Source organism: Massilia sp. Dwa41.01b (assembly GCF_014171775.1).
Taxonomy (GTDB): Bacteria; Pseudomonadota; Gammaproteobacteria; order Burkholderiales; family Burkholderiaceae_D; genus Telluria.
In genome coordinates, this window is sequence record NZ_CP050454.1 from 2,621,510 (window position 1) to 2,638,885 (window position 17,376).

12 protein-coding genes and 4 pseudogenes are annotated in these 17,376 nt (G+C 69.4%); 8 read left to right on the plus strand and 8 right to left on the minus strand.

Going from position 1 to position 17,376, the window contains the following annotated elements; all coding sequences use genetic code 11:
* Positions 1-248: 248 nt before the first annotated feature.
* The 3 genes from G4G28_RS11985 to G4G28_RS29085 all read right to left on the minus strand — a co-directional run bounded on the left by G4G28_RS11985 (position 249) and on the right by G4G28_RS29085 (position 3,414).
* Positions 249-770: a response regulator gene (locus tag G4G28_RS11985; RefSeq protein WP_183108408.1), complete on the minus strand. Its 522-nt coding sequence runs from the start codon at positions 768-770 to the stop codon at positions 249-251.
* Complete coding sequence (locus tag G4G28_RS29080; protein ID WP_374039786.1) at positions 724-2,610, minus strand: hypothetical protein; 1,887 nt, start codon at positions 2,608-2,610, stop codon at positions 724-726. Before G4G28_RS29080 ends, G4G28_RS11985 begins: the two co-directional genes overlap by 47 nt.
* A 177-nt stretch (positions 2,611-2,787) precedes the next feature.
* The gene (locus G4G28_RS29085; protein WP_374039787.1) at positions 2,788-3,414 is read right to left on the minus strand and encodes a hypothetical protein; all 627 of its coding nucleotides are present in this window, start codon (positions 3,412-3,414) and stop codon (positions 2,788-2,790) included.
* A 296-nt stretch (positions 3,415-3,710) separates the two neighbouring features.
* Between G4G28_RS29085 and G4G28_RS29090 the strand changes: the two genes are divergently transcribed.
* Positions 3,711-4,121, plus strand: a complete 411-nt coding sequence (locus G4G28_RS29090; protein WP_374039788.1) for a BTAD domain-containing putative transcriptional regulator — start codon at positions 3,711-3,713, stop codon at positions 4,119-4,121.
* Between the two features lie 22 nt (positions 4,122-4,143).
* Here the strand turns inward: G4G28_RS29090 and G4G28_RS26050 are convergent, their stop codons facing one another.
* Together G4G28_RS26050 and G4G28_RS11995 are read right to left on the minus strand one after the other, a co-directional pair.
* The gene (locus G4G28_RS26050) at positions 4,144-4,446 is read right to left on the minus strand and encodes a putative quinol monooxygenase (RefSeq protein ID WP_182988432.1); all 303 of its coding nucleotides are present in this window, start codon (positions 4,444-4,446) and stop codon (positions 4,144-4,146) included.
* Between the two features lie 169 nt (positions 4,447-4,615).
* Complete coding sequence (locus G4G28_RS11995; protein ID WP_182988433.1) at positions 4,616-6,016, minus strand: hypothetical protein; 1,401 nt, start codon at positions 6,014-6,016, stop codon at positions 4,616-4,618.
* A gap of 263 nt (positions 6,017-6,279) precedes the next feature.
* On the opposite strand from G4G28_RS11995, the gene G4G28_RS12000 reads away from it, so the two are divergent.
* The 6 genes and pseudogenes from G4G28_RS12000 to G4G28_RS29110 all read left to right on the plus strand — a co-directional run bounded on the left by G4G28_RS12000 (position 6,280) and on the right by G4G28_RS29110 (position 9,704).
* Complete coding sequence (locus tag G4G28_RS12000) at positions 6,280-7,200, plus strand: two-component regulator propeller domain-containing protein (protein WP_183108409.1); 921 nt, start codon at positions 6,280-6,282, stop codon at positions 7,198-7,200.
* Positions 7,146-7,592, plus strand: a pseudogene (locus tag G4G28_RS29095) (two-component regulator propeller domain-containing protein); the annotation flags it as partial. The gene G4G28_RS12000 and the pseudogene G4G28_RS29095, both read left to right, overlap by 55 nt.
* Positions 7,593-7,849: 257 nt before the next feature.
* Positions 7,850-8,002 (plus strand): annotated as a pseudogene (locus G4G28_RS29100) (two-component regulator propeller domain-containing protein); the annotation flags it as partial.
* Positions 8,003-8,068: 66 nt separating this feature from the next.
* On the plus strand, positions 8,069-8,374 hold the full coding sequence (locus tag G4G28_RS26060; protein ID WP_229508048.1) for a two-component regulator propeller domain-containing protein: 306 nt from the start codon (positions 8,069-8,071) through the stop codon (positions 8,372-8,374).
* 8 nt (positions 8,375-8,382) lie between these two features.
* Positions 8,383-8,649: pseudogene (locus tag G4G28_RS29105) on the plus strand (triple tyrosine motif-containing protein); the annotation flags it as partial.
* A gap of 656 nt (positions 8,650-9,305) precedes the next feature.
* Entirely contained in the window at positions 9,306-9,704 is a 399-nt protein-coding gene (locus G4G28_RS29110; protein WP_374011317.1) for a sensor histidine kinase, read from the plus strand.
* Positions 9,705-9,719: 15 nt separating this feature from the next.
* Here G4G28_RS29110 and G4G28_RS12020 read toward each other — a convergent pair whose 3' ends face one another.
* The 3 genes from G4G28_RS12020 to G4G28_RS28280 form a co-directional block, all read right to left on the minus strand.
* On the minus strand, positions 9,720-10,934 hold the full coding sequence (locus G4G28_RS12020) for a DUF3103 family protein (RefSeq protein ID WP_182988436.1): 1,215 nt from the start codon (positions 10,932-10,934) through the stop codon (positions 9,720-9,722).
* A 469-nt stretch (positions 10,935-11,403) separates the two neighbouring features.
* Entirely contained in the window at positions 11,404-12,534 is a 1,131-nt protein-coding gene (locus G4G28_RS12025) for a hypothetical protein (protein ID WP_308602339.1), read from the minus strand.
* Positions 12,507-12,947, minus strand: a complete 441-nt coding sequence (locus G4G28_RS28280) for a response regulator (RefSeq protein ID WP_308602342.1) — start codon at positions 12,945-12,947, stop codon at positions 12,507-12,509. The genes G4G28_RS12025 and G4G28_RS28280 overlap by 28 nt, the downstream gene beginning before the upstream one ends.
* Before the next feature lie 171 nt (positions 12,948-13,118).
* Between G4G28_RS28280 and purL the strand changes: the two are divergent.
* Positions 13,119-17,144 (plus strand): annotated as a pseudogene (purL, locus tag G4G28_RS12030) (phosphoribosylformylglycinamidine synthase).
* Positions 17,145-17,376: the final 232 nt, after the last annotated feature.

The following is a 17,376-nucleotide window of genomic DNA, read 5'->3' on the forward strand; positions in this document are numbered from 1 at the left end:
AAGGGAAGGTCATCGGTATCCTTTGCTTGTGAGACCGCGGGCAGCGGGGCCGCGGCGCGCCGGGACGCAGGGCGGGAGCCCGCTCCATACGCTCGGCCCGCACTCTACCGGGGCCTGGCTTACAAAAGGATTACGGATCGGGAAACGGGGTTTCTCCGGCGTTCACTGCCGCCGCGGCAGGCCATCCGTGGGGAGCAGGGCCTCGGCCTCGAGCGCAGCCAGTCGTTGCCGGGCCGCTTCGGCCTGCGTCAGCAGGGGGTAGCGATCGCCTCGGGCAGCGTCGCAATGGCGGCGCGCAGCGCTGCCTGGTAGGCCGCCCGGCAGCGCTCTTCCTCGAAGGCGGCCACCGCGCAGCGCACTGCCAGCAGGAAGTCGCCGGCATCGAAAGGCTTGGCGATGAAGCGGTAGATGGCACCCCTGTTGATCGCGTCGACGATGGCGTCGACATCCATATAGGCGGTCACCAGCACGCGCCGGGTGGCCGGCTGCAGCGCGAGCGTGCGCTCGAACAGCTGCACGCCCGACATGCGCGGCATGCGGTGGTCGCTGACGATGCAGGCGAGCTGCTCCCCGGCCGGCAGCTGCTGCACCAGGCGCAGCGCTTCTTCGCCATCGCCGGCTTCGACGACGTGGAACCAGGGACGCAGGATCGCCGTCATGACCGAGACGTTGGCCCCCATGTCGTCCACCACCATGACGGTGTGCCGCTCGTCCTGGGCGTGGTCATCCTTGCCCGCGCGGGCCAGGTTCTCTTTCTTGAAAATTGCCATAGGTTCCGTCAATACAATGGTGCGAGGGTGGCCCTGCATCGTGTATTGTATACACAACTTTCGCAAGACTATCCCACGCAGGTACGCATACCTCCCAGTATGCATGACCCGATCCGACGGAGCGACAGAGGCAAACATGGACAGGCGCGCGACCCTCACGACAGCCAGGCCGCGGCATCAGGACACGAGGCAGGACACGCGGCAGCAGCGCCTGCCGGCCTACGCCAAGCTGACGCCGCCGCGCCTGCACGCGGCGCTGCCGCGCCCACGCCTGTTCGCCCTCCTCGACGACTTGCGCCGCGACCATCCGGTGATCTGGCTGGCCGCGCCGCCCGGCGCCGGCAAGACCACGCTCGCCGCCAGCTACCTGGCGCGCATCGCGGCACCTGCGATCTGGCTCCAGGTCGACGCCGGCGACGCCGATCCCGCCACGCTGTTCTTCTTCCTCGACGAAGCAGCGCGCGGCCTGGCGCTGGCGGGACCGGTCCGGACGTACGGCCATCGTGCGGACAAGGGCGGGAGCCTCGCACGCGCGTACTTCCGCACTTTCTATGCGCGCCTGCCGCCCGGCACCGTGCTGGTGCTCGACAATCTGCACGAGGCGGACTGGGACCGCGCCGGCGAACTGCTCGCATCCGCCCTCGCCGAAGTGCCGGCGCAGGTGACGGTGCTCGCGCTCGGGCGCGAGGCGCCGCCGGCACGCCTGGCGCGCATGGAACTCGAAGGACGTCTTGCGCGGCTGGGCTGGGACGCCTTGCGCCTGGACGAGGACGAAGCGCGTGCGCTGGCGGGGCTGGGCGCGCACGAATCGGCCCCCGCACAGGAATGGCTGCGGCTCGCCGACGGCTGGGCGGTCGGCATCGCCATGCTGCGCAGCCTGGGCGCCAGCGGCTGCGAGCCGGGCCTGCCGCTTGATGGACGCGATGCGCTGTTTCGCTACTTTGCCGGCGAAATCGTCGATCGCCTGCCGGCCCGATCCCAGCACCTGCTGCTGCAGCTGTCCTGCCTGCCCAACTGCCCGGGAAGCGATGCCGCGCAGTTGACCGGCGACCCCGCCGCCGCGCGCTTGCTGGAAGACCTGTACCGCCGCAACCTGTTCGTCGAGCGGCGCGGCGCCGATGGAGGCTATGTGTTCCACCCCTTGTTCGGCGAATTCCTCCAGCACCGGGCACGGGCGCTGCTGGGCGAGGCCGAACGCCGCGCGCTGATCGAACGCGCCGCCGGCATCGCCGAGGGGCACGGCCGGTACGACGAGGCCGCCGCGCTGTACCGCGATGCCGATGCCCATGCGCCGCTCGCCCGGCTGCTGCTGCGCAGCGCTCCCGCCATGATGCGGTGCGGGCGCGCGCAAGCCTGGCGCCTCTGGATGAGCTGGCTGCCCACCGGCCTGGTCGACGCCGAGCCCTGGCTCTGGTACTGGCATGGCATATCGCTGCGCGAGGTGCGGCCCCTGCATGCGCGCAGGATGCTGGCGCGGGCCGAACGTGTCTTCGAGGAGGCCGGCGCCCGCGAGGCCTGCCTGCTGGCGCTGGCGGCAATCCTCGACAGCTACGAGGACGAATGGTCGGACTGCAGCGCGTTGCCGCACTGGGTGGCCCGCATGGTGGACAGCCTGGAGCGGATCGACCTCGGCTGCCTCGACCCGGGCATCGATCTGACCCTCCATTCGCGCCTGCTGGCGGCGCTCCTGCACGCGGACCCCGCCTCGGCGCTGCTGCCCCCTTGCGCGCGCCGTGTCGAAGCGACCCTGCCGCTGGTCGAGGATGCGTCCACGCGGCTGGCGGCAGCGGCCTGCCTGCTGCGCTATTTCGATGCCGAAGGCGGCAGCGCGCGCGCGCATGCGCTGGTTGCCGCGATGAGCGGGCCGGCGGAGGACGCGGGCGTCAGTCCGCTGGAGCAGGCGCGCTGGTACGCGCGGGTGGCGCGCTGGTACGGCCGGGCGGGCGACATTGACCAGGCCCGGCAGGCGGCCGGCAGCGCGCGGCGCATCGTAACCGAGGGCAGCGTCGACCCGCTGCTATGCCAGGCGCTCGAGATGCACCACCTGCTGGGCACAGGCGAACTGGCGGCCGCGCGCCCCGGGTGGACGCGCCTGCGGCCCGCGCTGGCAGCGGCGCACCTTTCCGATCGCGTGGAGTGGAGCGCGCTCGACGCCCGGTGGCATGCGCTCTCCGGCGACCTCGCGGGTGCGCAGCACAGCGCGCGCGATACCTTGCGCCTGAGCGTGGACGCGGGCTTGCCGGCCGCGCAGCGTGCACGCTTCGAGTCCTTCCCGGGGGCTGCCATGCCGCCGCCGGGGGAGTTCGCCGAAGCGGCGCAATGCTACGAGCGCGCCCTGGGCGCCGCCATCGGCCTGCACGGCCTGCTGCTGCGCGAGGAGCGCGGGTTCATCGACGCCTGCGCCGCCGACGCGCAGGAGCAGGCCGACCAAGCGCGCGCGCACATGGCCGCGGCCATGCGCCAGCACCGCACGCGTGCGGCGACGGCGCTGTTTCCGATGTTTGCGGGCCTGGCTGCCCGGGTGGCAGCGCTGGCACTGGAACACGGCATCGAGCCTGCACACGTGCGCGCCATCGTCACGCCAGCGCCTGGCCGCGCCGCGGCGCGCGCCGGCAAGCTGGCCCTGGCCTGTCACGGTACGCACGCTCGGCCCCTTCGAACTGGCGCTGCACGGGACACCCGTGGCGTCCGGAGGCAAGGCCCAGCAGCGGCCGCTGGCACTGCTGAAGAACCTGGTGGCGGCCGGCGAGGGCGGCAAGGCCCGGGCGCGCTGGTAGCGCAGTTGTGGGGCAATGCCGACATCGCCAGGTCGGCACTGAACGTCACCGTGCACCGGCTGCGCAGGCTGCTGCAAAGCGACGAGGCGGTCGTGGTGTCGGGCGGGCGCATCGTGCTGGCGCAAACGCAGGTGTGGTCCGACCTGGCGGCGCTGGCCCGCCTGTGCGAGGAGCTTCCCGCGCTCGGGGCCGCGACCCCGCCCGCCGACCTGCGGCAGCGTGCCCGCGCACTGCTCGACCTGTACCGCGGCCCCTTCTGCGAAGGAATCGACGACGCCTGGACCCTGGTGCCGCGCGAGCGGGCGCGCAGCCTGTTCCCGGTGCCGTCGCCAGGCTCGGGCAGCAGCTGGAAGGGGCGCGCGAATGGGAGCTGGCACAGGACCTGTACGCGCGCGCTGGCGGCGGAGCCCCCCTGGCCGAAGCGAATTATCGGGGCGCGATGCGCTGCGCCCATGCCTGCGACGGCGCCGCCGCCGCGTTCGGCGTCTACCGGCGCTGCCGGGAAACGCTGTCGATCGTGCTGGGACTGGCGCCGGCGGCGGAGACGGAACAGCTTGCCGTCTCCCGGGACTGAAGGGGGCGCGCGCCGGCTAGCTTCAGGCCGCGTTCTTCAGGCCCAGCACCTCGAGTGCCTCGATCTGCGGCAGGCGCATGAACAGCGTCTCGGCCTGTGCCATCAAGGCCTGGGCGATCGGGCCGTTCAGGTGGGCCTGGCGCGCGCCTTCCGTTTCGAATGCGTCGAATACGCCGAAGGCGCTGTCCGACATTCGGAGGGCGAACCAGACCGGCGTGCCGGCCTCGGCGTTGGCCATCTCCAGCGCCTTGCGGAGGAAGGCGGCCACCTCCGCTTCCTTGCCGGGACGTGCTTCGAGGCGGGCGAACAGTGCGTGCTTGATCATGCTTGTTTCCTTTCTTGTAGGCTCATCGCGAAGTGCGATGTGTGCACTGTACTGGCCCAGCGCTCCCCGCGATATTGGCATGATTGACATCTTCGGTAGCGATCCGGCCACGGCCCTCTGGAGTGGCGGCGCGGCGCGCCAGTCATCGTGCGCGCCGCAAGGCAGCCGCTTACCAGGAAGCCCGGTAGGAGTTCACGTTGAAGTTCGGATTGCCCGTGATGGTGCGCGTGTCGACGAACTCGAAGGACGCCATCTGGATGCGTTGCAACTGCGCGATCGTGTCCTGGCTCCAGTTTGCACTCGGCTCGCCCGTCAGGTAGGCATTGCTGCCGATGTCGGCCACGTACACGCCATAGCGCTTCATCGCCGTGGCGATGGCGCGCGCCTGGGCGGTCCAGGTGGCGGGAATGGCGAAGTCGCTGCGCAGGCGCATGACGGCGCCGAAGGGAATGCCGCCCGCGGTCGGCCCACCGGCGGCGTGGGTGGCCGGCCATACGAAGGATTTGTCGAGCACGCTGTCGCGGAAAGTCACGCGCAAGGCATGGCGGATTTCGCCGGTACTGGCTTCGTCGGCGCGCATCAGGAGCGGCAGGATCGGCAGGCCGGCGGCGTCGGCCGAGGTCCAGGTCTTCGGACGCATGGCGTTCGAGCGAAGGTCCCAGGCGGCGGTGGAGTAGGCATGCCACTGGCCGTTCACCTTGTAGGTGAAATAGCTTTCCCACAGGCGGCAGGCGTTCTTCTCCACGACCAGCACGTGGCGGTCGCCGCACTGGCTCGGGTCATTGCAGCTGCCGTATTCGGCCTTGACGATGCTGTCGTTGGGGTAGGGGAAGCGCCTGTCGGCGGCGGCCAGCTTGCCGCACGAACGCGTGATCGCATGGCTGGCGTCGGGCGTTGCGCAATCGCTTTCGGCTGGTACGCCGGCGCCATTGCCGGAATTCGGGTCGACGATGGCGAACGACACGGCCGGCCAGCGCGTTGTCGTGCTTGTGCCGTCGACGACATTGTAGGGAATCCCGTAGTAGGTCGTGTAGTCGGCCTGGTTGACGTTGCGGCCGAAGTCCATGTGCAGGGCGCGCGTGCCGCCGATGCTGGCAATCCAGGTGCTGCTGCGCGGGTGCGCCGGGAAGCGGTTCAGGTCGTCAATGCGGGTATTGAAGACTGCGTTCGAAGGAAAGACCGGGCAGGCGGCGATTTCCGGGCTCGTGCCAGGCGGCGGCGGGGTGGTGCTGGCAGCGACGAACGGCACGGTGACGCTGCCGGATTGCGGCGGGTCGCCCGCCCAGGTGGCGCTGATCGTCACGGCATTACCTGCCGGCATGGTCGTGGGCGCGTGGTATTCGCCGTTTTGCGAGTTGATCGTGCCCACGGTCTCGTTCCCGCCCGGGATGCCGTTGACCGAGAACTTCATCGACTTGCCGACGCCGTCGAGTTTGCCGACGAAATAGATCCTGCTGCCAAGTAGAAAGGGCGCGCGGCCGCTGTATTCGACCGTGACGGTGGCGAACGCGGGCGCGGCCACTACCGTCGTACAGAGCGCTGCCAGGATGATGGTGTGCGAAAGACGCATGGATTCTCCGTTCATTTGTTGTGGTTGAGGGGCATGCCGGGTGCGCGAAAGCGCAGCCCGGCAGGCCGTGCCCGGGCACCGCTGGCCGGGGCGGGCGCCACGATAAGCCAGCCGCGCTTACGGATCGGTTACGGATACGGGTGCCGTGCGCGCCTGCGCCAGCTGCGCCCGCGCCCGGCTGCAGACCCGGCGCGGGCGGCGGTGTACTATCCGGGGTTGTCGTCGAACCCTGCTGTTTCCGCAGCGCCCGCGAAGGACCGTTCATGGATTTGCCCACGCTTTCCCGTGCACCGGCACCGCGGATTGCCACTTTGTGCCAGCTGCTGGCCTGCCTGTTCCTGCTGCTTTCCAGCCTCGTGCATGCGGCGGCGCCCGGGCAGCTGCGCTTCGAGCAGCTCGGTGTCGAACGCGGCCTGCCCCATCCATCGGTGAGCGCGATTCTCCAGGACCGTGCCGGCTTCATGTGGTTTGCCGGGCAGGGCGGCCTCTCCCGCTACGATGGCTACCGCTTCGTCACCTACAAGCACGATCCGCTCGACCCGCGCAGCCTGGCCGACGATTCGGTGCAGGCGCTCATCGAGGACCGTACCGGCCAGCTGTGGGTCGGCACCCGCAACGGCCTGCAGCGCTTCGACCGCCAGCGCGAGGATTTCACGCCCTACCTGGGCGCCGCGCCCGGACTGCAGCCGGGCGACTACCTCGACGTGCGCGCCATCGCAGCCGACCGTTCAGGACAGCTATGGCTGGCCACGCGCACCGGACTGGTGCGTTTCGACCCGGCCAGCAAGCGCGTCGAGCTCCTGCGCCACCGGGAAACGGACCCAAGCTCGCTGGCGTCCGACGAGGTATATGCGCTCGCCTTCGACGCGGCGGGGGACTCTGGGCCGGTACCGCCGCCGGCGTCGACTACCTGGCGCCCGGCAGCCGCCGCCTCGCCCACTTTCCGGTGGAGGCATCGGCGCAGGCCGATCCCCAGCGCAAGCAGGTGCGCGCGCTGGCCTTCGACGCCGCGACGCTCTGGGTCGGCACCGCGCGCGGGCTGGAAGCATGGAAGGCCGGCGGCGGCCAGCCGCGTGCGCGCCGTCATTTCGGCGCGAAAGAGGGCATCGGCCAGGGCGCGGTCACCACGCTGTACCGCGACGGGCAAGGCAGGCTCTGGGCAGGCACCCAGAACGAAGGCCTGAAACGCTGGGACGAGGCCACCGGCCGCTTCGACGGCTTCGCGCACGCGGCCGGCAATCCGGCCACGCTGGCCGACGACCATGTCTCCAGCCTGTACCAGGACCGGTCCGGCAGCCTGTGGGTCGGCACCTGGTTTGCCGGCATCAGCCGCGTCGACCTGCGGGGCAGCGGCTTTGCGCACGTGGCCGCGGCGCAGCCGGGCGCGCCGGGTAGCCTCAGCAGCAACAAGATCACGGGCATCCTCGGCGACGGCGTCGACGGCCTGTGGCTGTCCACCTACGGCGGCGGCCTGAACCGCCTGGACCTGCGCGACGGCAGCGTGCGCGTGGTGAGGCACCGGGCCGGCGTGCCGTCCAGCCTGAACGACGACCTGGTCAGCTGCCTGGCGCGCGACCGCACCGGGCAGCTCTGGGTGGGCACGCGCAGCGGCGGCTTCGGCCGTTTCGATCCGGCCAGCGGGCGCTTTACCGCGCGCCCTCGGCGGCGGTGGTGCCGATTTCGTCCAGGCCATCGTGCCGGACCGCGAGAACATCCTGTGGATCGCCACCCGCGGCGGTTCTGTACCGCTTCGACCCGGCGACAGGCGCGCTGCGCAGCTACCGTCACGATCCGTCCGACCCGGCCAGCCTGGCAGACGACTTCGTCTGGAGCGTGCTGGAAGACCGCGCAGGCAGGCTCTGGGTCGGCACCTCGAACGGCCTGGACCTGCTGGATCGGGCCAGCGGCCGCTTCAGTCACGCGCGCCACGATCCGCGCGATCCCGCAAGCCTCAGCCACAACCGGATCTCCTACCTGCTGGAAGCGCGCGTCGGCACGCTGTGGGTGGGCACCGGCGCCGGGCTGAACCGGTTGACGCTGGACGCCTCCGGCATGCCGAGCTTCCGGGTGGTCGGCGCACGCGAGGGCCTGGACAACCCCACCGTCAACGCCATGCTGGAAGACGGGGCGGGGCACCTGTGGATCAGCACCGGTGCCGGCATCAGCGACTTCGACCCGGGCAGCGGGCGCTTTCGCCACTACACGGCGCGCGACGGCATGGCCGAGGGCGACTATTTTGTCGGCTCTGCCTATCAGTCGCCGGATGGCAGCATGTATTTCGGCAGCTTCAACAGCGGCCTGACGATGTTCCATCCGGCGACGGTACGCGGCGACCCCCACCCGCCCCGGTGGCGCTGACCGGCCTCATGGTCGACAACGTCCCGGTGCGGGCCGGCAGGCTGCCGGCGGGCGTCGGCCTGGACGGGCCCATCTCGCAAGCGCGTGAGCTGATTCTGCCCTGGCGGCACGCGGTGTTTTCGCTCGAGTTCGCGGCCCTGCATTTCGCCGATCCGGCCCGTAACCGCTATGCCTACCGCCTCGAGGGTTTCGACCGCGGCTGGGTCGAGACCGGCGCGGACAAGCGCTTCGCCACGTACACGAACCTCGACCCGGGCCGCTACACCTTCCGCGTCAAGGCCAGCAACAAGGACGGCGTCTGGAACGGGGAAGGCGTGGCGCTGGCGATCACGATCACGCCGCCGTACTGGAAGACATGGTGGTTCCGGGTGACGGCGGCGGCGCTCCTGCTGGCCATGGGCGCGGCGGCCTACCGCCTGCGTGTTCGCAGCCTGGTGCGGCGCCAGGTCCTGCTCGAGCGCGAAGTGGTCCAGCGCACGGCCGAGGTGGTGCGCCAGAAGGAGCAACTGGCCGAAGCGCTGGGTGAATTGCGCCGGGCGCAGGACCAGCTGGTGCTGAACGAAAAGATGGCCTCGCTCGGCACGCTCAGCGCCGGCGTTGCCCACGAGATCAACAACCCGACCAATTTCGCCCACGCCGGCGCCCGGGTGCTCGAGATCGAGCTCGAAGCCTTCCGTGCCTACCTGACCGCGCTGGCGGGCCCGGATGCCGACGGCGACGTGATGGGCGGCCTGCACGCGCAGATCGACGCGCTGCGCGAGCGTGCCGCCACCATCCTCGAGGGTACGACGCGTATCCGCACGCTGGTGGCCGACCTGCGCACGTTTTCGCGTCCCGATGCAGCGCAACGCAGGACCATGCCGGTCGGCGCGATCCTGCGTTCCACCGTGCAGCTGGTACGCACCCGCTATGCGCAGGCCGCCGTCATCGAATGCGACCTGACGGCCGACCCGCCGCTTGCCTGCTGGCCGGCGCAGCTGGGCCAGGTCTTCATGAACCTGGTCGTCAACGCCTGCCAGGCGATCGAGGCACGCCGGGCGGGTGGCGACGACCCGGGCCCGGGCCTGCTGGCGATCCGCAGCCGCGCCGACGCGCAGTTCCTGTACCGGAATTCGAGGACAGCGGCTGTGGCATCCCCGAGGCTGCCGTCGGCAGGATCTACGACCCCTTCTTCAGCACCAAGCCGCCCGGCGAAGGCACCGGGCTCGGACTGTCGATTTCGTTCGGGATCGTCGAGCGCCACGGCGGCAGCCTGCGCGTGCGCTCGACGGTGGGCGCGGGTACCTGCTTCACGGTGCAGCTGCCGCTGGCGGCGCCTGGAGGGGCCTGACGCCGCGCCCTGTGCCTATTGCAGCGTGTAGGGCGACAGGCTGATCACGGCGTTGCCGGCGGCGCCGCCGTAGTTCGTGTAGGTGCGGCCTTTTTCCAGCGTGTAGAACGAGTCGACGTAGTCGTCGTCGTTCGAAAACCAGCCGGCCGGCATGACCTTCAGGATGGCCGTGGCCACCTGGCCGATCACCGCGTACTGGGGCGCGAAGGCACCGAGCAGCGTCGTCACGCCCTGTGACAGGGCCACGGCAAGTTCCTGGTAATTGGTGCTGTCGTCATGCTCGAACAGCTGGATGTTGGCCGCGCCATAGCGGTAGCTGCTCCAGAAAATCATGATCTGGTTGGGCGCATAGGTGGTGCCGTCGTTGTCGAGGTAAGGCATGTCGACCACCGTCAGCTCGGCCTTGGCCTGGTCGGGCTGGACGCCGGAGACGACGGCGAAGATTTCCGCGCCGCCGGACACCCAGGGCTCCTGGTCGTTCTTCAGGGAGACGTGGGTCAGCTTGCTGGTCTCGATACCGCCGGCCATGGCCTGGACGCCACCGGCCAGGCTGTGTCCTGCGATCGCCGGTGCCGACTGCATGCCGGCCGCGCGCAGGCGGCGGTTCAGGTAGGCGATGCCGGCGCGCATGTCTTCACGGCCGTTGATGCCGGCGATGAGCACCGGATACGCGGGGGCGACGCGGGCGTCGAGGCGATGGCTGCGGCCCAGCTTGTCGAAGGCTTCCACCTCCATCCATTCGCGGCGCTTGCCGGCGGGCGCATACGCGACGAGCAGCTTGTCCCAGTCGACGTGTCCGCTGTAGCCTGCCGGTGTGTAGAGGCGTAGCTGCATCAGGCTCCTGCTGTCGGCGCCGATGCCCTTGTGCTCGCGCAGGCGCTGGTCCACGACGCGCAGCTGCTCGGCATCCGCGCGCACGCTGGCGGACATGCCAGCGACGCTGCCGCCGGCAGCGTTGGCCGCACCAGCGCGACGGGTCAGGTCGCTGACGATGGTGTCGAGCATGACCGGCTTGCCATCCAGGCTCACGCGCCGGGCCAGCACGCTTGTGGCCTGCGGGTCGGCAAGGAGGCGCGCCACACTCCAGGCGCCCAGGCGCTTGGCCTGGTCGACCACGGCGGCCTGCTGGCCGGGCACTTGCCGGGTGCCGGGCCCGCCGGCGCCGTGGGCGGTGGCCATCATCGCGCCGCCGATCGCCAGTGCCAGCACCAGCTTGTTCAGTACTTTCATGTTTTTCTCCGTTCTTGTTGTGGGCACGGTCCGGCCGCGCCGCGGGCGCGATGGACGTATTCCGGGGACGGAAACGGTCCACCCGCGCCGTACTGGCGGTCGCGCCAGTGGACACTGGTGCCCGGGCGCGGCCAGAGCGTGGTTCTCGGTGATGGAAAGAATGCGCCGGCGGCGGCCGCGTCTTGCGGCCACTACCGACGAGTTCAACGGTAGCACCCGGAGCAGGGTGGGCTGTACTAGTATTTCTGATATGTATGCGATGTGTAAGCACACGCGATGCGCCCGCCGGGCAGGGGACGGGCGGTCAGCGAAACGACAGTTGCGGCACTGCCGCGGGCTATCCCTGGCAGAGCCGCCAGGGATAGCCGCCGCGCAGGCGCTAGGTGGAAATACCGTACTTGCGGCGCAGGCCCGGTATTCGTCCGTCAGCGGCCCCAGCCGCGGGTGCTGCGGGTCGAGCGCGCGGATTTTATCGAGCTGGGCAACGCACACTTCGCCCAGCGGGTGATCCCAGCCGAGCTCGCCGATCTGGCGCAGCACGCCGCCGGCCGCGGCGATCATCACCTGCAGGTCGTTCGGCGCCAGGTGCAGCGCCTCCAACAGGCTCTGCACGGCGCCGCGCACGTCGCCCATGTTGCGCTTCTCGTCGGCCACGCCCAGCAGGATGCGCGCCTGTTCCCTGAGCTGCTTGTGGACGCCGTCGGCCAGTTCGCGCCGGCCGGCCTCGGCGAAGACGCGCTCGGCGTCCTCCGGGGTGACGCCGCTGCCGGCATCGTTCATCACCGCCAGCATCACTTCCTGGCCCTGCGTCGAGCCGGTGGGCCAGGCAGGAGCGCACCAGGCCCAGTTTCAGCCCGGTCGACAGCGTCGTGGCACTGCGCACGGCGGCGACGGCCGCCTGCAGGCCGGCGAGTGCCGCGCCCTTGTTGCCGGCGGCCTCGTGCAGGGCCGCGTTGGCGATGTTCAGGCAGGCGTCGAGCTCGGGCCCGGCGCGCAGCGAGCGCTCCAGGTCGCGCACGACGCCGGACGCCTGCACCGCGTCGCCGCGCCGGACGAGGGCCTGCACCAGGCGCAGGTGGTCTTCCGGATCGCGAAATTCCGAATAGCGCGCGCGAGCGACGACCTGCTTGAAGGATTTTTCGGCGCTTGCCGCGTCGCCCGCCGCCAGCGCCACTTCACCGAGTTTGCGCAGGCGCCGTACCAGGTGGGGCGAAATTGCCACCGCTTCCTCGAGCACCTTCTGGGCGCCGGCGGCGTCGCCCGCGGCCTCGTGGCAGCGCGCCAGCAGGTCGTAGGCAGCCATCAGGCGCGGATTGGCGCCGATCAGCGCCCCCAGCGTCGCGCGGGCCGCATCGAGACGGCCCCGGGCGAACTCGGCGCGTGCCAGGCCCAGCCCCGCCCAGCCGAGGCTGCGGTGGGCCAGCACCTTGCGATAGGTTTCCTCGGCCTGGGCGTGCTCGTCCAGGCTGGCGTGCAGCTCGGCGCGCAGGCGTGCCAGGTCGAGCGCATGGCGCGGATGCGCGATCTCGGCCGCGGTGGCCGAGCGGATCGCCTCGCGCAGCTTGCCACCTGCTACCAGCTGGTAGGTGGGCAGCAGCACCGCGCGCCGCTCGAGCGCGCGCGCCCGATGCGGGCGCCGAGGGTGTCGGCCGTGAAGGGTTTCAGGACATAGTCGGTCGGCGCCAGCTCGGCCGCGCCGATCACCTTGCCGTAGACGGCTTCGGAGGTCAGCATGATGAAGATCGTCCAGGGGCTCAGCAGCCGATGGTGGCGCAGGTCTTCGAGCAGCTGCTGGCCGTCCTGGCCGTCGCTGCCGCCGACACCGCCGCCGAGGTCGTATTCGCACAGCACGATGTCGTAGGCGCGCCGCGCCAGCTGGCGGATCGCGGTGCCGGCATTCACGGCGAACTCGATCTTGTGAATGCCGGACAGGTTCAGCATGTTCTGCAGGTTGCTGCGCATGCCGGGATTCGGGTCGATCACCAGTACCGACAGCTTGCCATGTTCTTCCATCGTTTCTCTCGTCTGCCCGAGGCCAGCCGGCCCTCTCGTCACGCTACGATACCGCCAAGCGTGGCGCTGGGCAACAACTGCCCGCCTCCGGCGAGGGCAATATTGTCAACCCTGTATAATAGCGGGCTATCTTCCACCCGCAGCCACGCTGCATCAACCGACTTCAAAGCCATGTTGATTCTGCCGGGTTCCAACGCCCTGTCCGTATTTCGTAGCCAACGCCTCCTGAGCCAGCTGCAAGCCGCCGCGCCGGCCATTGCCGGGGTCCAGGCCCGCTTCTACCACTTCATCGATACCAGCGCACCGCTGTCGACGAGCGACACCGAGCGCCTCGGCGCGATGCTGACCTACGGCGAACCGGTGCCGGAAACGCTGTACGAAGGGGCGACGGAGGAATTCTTCGTCATCCCGCGCCTGGGCACGATCTCCCCCTGGGCATCGAAGGCGACCGACATCGCCCACAACTGCGGCATGACGCATGTGCACCGCATCGAGCGCGGCGTGGCCTACAAGGTGGTCCTCAAGAGCGGCATCCTGGGCAGCAGCATTGGCGCACCGAAGAAGCTGTCGAACGAGGAAACCGAGGCGGTAGCGGCCTTGCTGCACGACCGCATGACGGAAACGGTGCTGCGCAGCGCCGAAGGAGCGGGCGCGCTCTTCGACGAGCTCGCGGGCAAGGGGCTGGAATCGGTCGACGTGCTGGGGCAGGGCCGCGAAGCGCTGCTGCGCGCGAACAAGGAACTCGGCCTGGCGATGTCGATCGACGAGATCGATTACCTGTTCGAGGCCTTCACCAGGGCGGGACGCAACCCGACCGACGTCGAGCTGATGATGTTCGCCCAGGCGAACTCGGAACACTGCCGCCACAAGATCTTCAACGCCGACTGGATCATCGATGGCGTGAAGCAGGAGCGCTCGCTGTTCCAGATGATCAAGAACACCCACCAGCTGCAGCCCAAGGGCACGATCGTCGCCTACAGCGACAATTCCTCGATCATGGAAGGGGCGCTTGTTACCCGCTTCTATCCGCAAGGCGCGAACCAGGAATATGCGCCAAGTACGCAGCTGACCCACACCCTGATGAAGGTCGAGACCCATAACCACCCGACCGCGATTTCCCCGTTCCCGGGCGCCTCCACCGGCGCCGGCGGCGAGATCCGCGACGAGGGCGCGACCGGCCGCGGCGCCAAGCCGAAGGCGGGCCTGACCGGTTTCACGGTGTCGAACCTCATGCTGCCGGGCGCGCAGCAGCCCGGGAGAACGCGGCCGACGTCACCGCCACGGGCGACAAGGGCACGGCCGCCGTCTACGGCAAGCCGGAGCGCATCGCTTCGCCCCTGCAGATCATGATCGATGGCCCGCTCGGCGGCGCCGCCTTCAGCAACGAATTCGGCCGTCCCGTGCTGGGCGGCTACTTCCGCACCTATGAACAGAACGCGGGCGCCGCGGGCGGCGTCTACGGCTACCACAAGCCGATCATGATCGCCGGCGGCATCGGCAACATCGCGGACGAACACACCTTCAAGAACGATATCCCGCCAGGCAGCCTCCTGATCCAGCTGGGCGGACCGGGCATGCGCATCGGCATGGGCGGCTCGGCCGCGTCCTCGATGGCAACCGGCACCAACACGGCCGACCTCGATTTTGACTCGGTCCAGCGCGGCAACCCGGAGATGGAACGCCGCGCCCAGGAAGTCATCAACGGCTGCTGGCAGCTGGGAGCTAGCAACCCCATCATCTCGATCCACGACGTCGGCGCCGGCGGCCTGTCGAACGCCTTCCCCGAGATCGTCAACGATTCCAGGCGCGGTGCGATCTTCGACCTGCGCAAGATCCAGCTCGAGGAAAGCGGCATGGCGCCGAAAGAAATCTGGTCGAACGAATCGCAGGAACGCTATGTTCTCGCGATCGCGCCGGAAAGCCTGGACGTGTTCAAGGCCCTGTGCGAGCGCGAGCGGTCGCCCTTTGCCGTGATCGGCGTGGCGACCGAGGAACGCCAGCTGAAGCTGGTCGACCCACAGAACGGCAACAACCCGGTCGACATGCCGATGGACGTCCTGCTCGGCAAACCGCCGAAGATGCTGCGCGACGTAGCGCACGTCGAGCGTACGCTGCCGGCCGTCGACCTCACCGGCATCGAACTGGCGGAAGCGGCGCGCCGCGTGCTGCTGCTACCGACCGTGGCCGACAAATCCTTCCTGATCACCATCGGCGACCGCTCGGTCGGCGCCATGACTGCGCGCGACCAGATGGTCGGCCCCTGCAGGTGCCGGTGGCCGATTGCGCCGTCACCACCATGAGCCATGAAGGCTACCAGGGCGAAGCGATGGCGATGGGCGAGCGCACCCGCTGGCCACCATCGACGCCGCCGCTTCGGGCCGCATGGCCGTCGGCGAGGCGATCACCAACATCGCAGCCGCGTCCATCGCCAGTATCGAAGACATCAAGCTGTCGGCGAACTGGATGGCCGCCTGCGGCCAGCCTGGCCAGGACGCCGCCCTGTTCGATACCGTCCGGGCCGTCGGCATGGAACTGTGCCCGGCGCTGGGCATCAGCATCCCGGTCGGCAAGGATTCGCTGTCGATGCGCACGACCTGGCGCGACGAGGGCCAGGACAAGTCGGTGATCTCGCCGGTGTCCCTGATCGTCTCGGCTTTCGCGCCGGTCCCGGACGCGCGCCGCGTGCTCACGCCGCAGCTGCGCCTGGACAAGGGCGAGACCGTGCTGGTGCTGATCGACCTGGGCCGCGGCAAGAACCGCATGGGTGCATCGGCGCTCGCACAGGTCACCCAGCAGCTCGGCGACAGCGTGCCCGACGTCGATTCGCCCGATGACCTGAAGGCCTTCTTCGCCGCCATCGGGCGCCTGAACCTGGACGGCAAGCTGCTGGCCTACCACGATCGCTCGGACGGCGGCCTGTTCGCCACCCTGTGCGAGATGGCTTTTGCCGGCCGCGCCGGCGTATCGGTCAACCTCGACATCCTGGCGATGGAAGGCGAGCATGCCTCCGACTGGGGCGATGCCAAGAACTGGGCCAGCCAGGTGGGCGAGCGCCGCAATGAGCTGACCCTGCGCGCACTGTTCAACGAGGAACTGGGCGCTGTCGTGCAGGTGCGCCAGGAAGACAAGAGCCTGGTGATGAACGTGCTGCGCGAGCTGAACCTCGGCGCCTGCAGCCACATCATCGGCAAGGTCAACGACCGTGGCACGATCGAGTTCACGCGCGACGCGAAGGTCATCTACAGCGAGCGCCGCAGCAGCCTGCACCGCCTCTGGTCCGAGACCAGCTGGCGCATTGCGCGCCTGCGCGACAACCCGGACTGCGCCGACCAGGAATACGAGCGCCTGCTCGACGAAAGCGATCCGGGCCTGTCGCCCAAGCTCAGCTTTGATCCGGAAATCGACGTGGCCGCGCCCTTCATCGCGCTTGGGGTGCGTCCGCGCGTGGCCATCCTGCGCGAACAGGGCGTCAACTCGCACGTCGAGACGGCCTGGGCGATGCACCGCGCCGGCTTTGCGGCGGTGGACGTGCACATGAGCGACCTGATCGCCGGCCGCGCCACATTGGCCGACTTCCACGGCGTGATCGCGGTGGGCGGCTTCTCCTACGGCGACGTGCTGGGCGCCGGCGAGGGCTGGGCCAAGACCATCCTGTTCAACAATCAGCTGGCCGACCAGTTCGCGGCCTTCTTCGCGCGCCAGGATACGTTCGGGCTTGGCGTATGCAACGGCTGCCAGATGCTCGCCAACCTGAAGCCCATCATCCCGGGCGCCCATGCCTGGCCGAAGTTCACGCGCAACAAGTCCGAGCAATTCGAAGCGCGCTTCGGCATGGTCGAAGTGCTGGACTCGCCGTCGATTTTCTTCGAGGGGATGGCCGGGACCCAGGCACCGCTGGCGATCGCGCACGGCGAGGGCTACGCCGACTTCTCGCTCACCGGCGACCTCAACCAGGTGGTGCAGTCGCTGCGCTACGTCGACAACCGCGGGCAAGCCACCGAGACCTATCCGTTCAACCCGAATGGTTCGCCTGGCGGACTCACCGCGGTGACCACGCCGGACGGGCGCTTCACCGCCATGATGCCGCACGCCGAGCGCGTGCTGCGCACCGTCGTCCATTCCTGGGCGCCGGAAGGCTGGGGCGAAGACGGTCCGTGGATGCGCATGTTCCGCAACGCGCGCAAGTGGGTAGGCTGAGGCCGCCCGCGACCAGGTAGTTTCCCGGCAAAAAAGCGCTTCGTCCCGAAGCGCTTTTTTTTGTTCAAAAATTTCCTGGCTCAGATTCAGCGGCTTACGCGGCTGAACTCGCACAAGCGGGCGCCGCGCGTCACCGACACGATCGGGCTTTTACCACGGGAGACGCATCGTGAAGACCGGCACCTGGCCCCTCCAGGCACCGCCACGGGCAAGACTCGCAGGCACCCTGGCG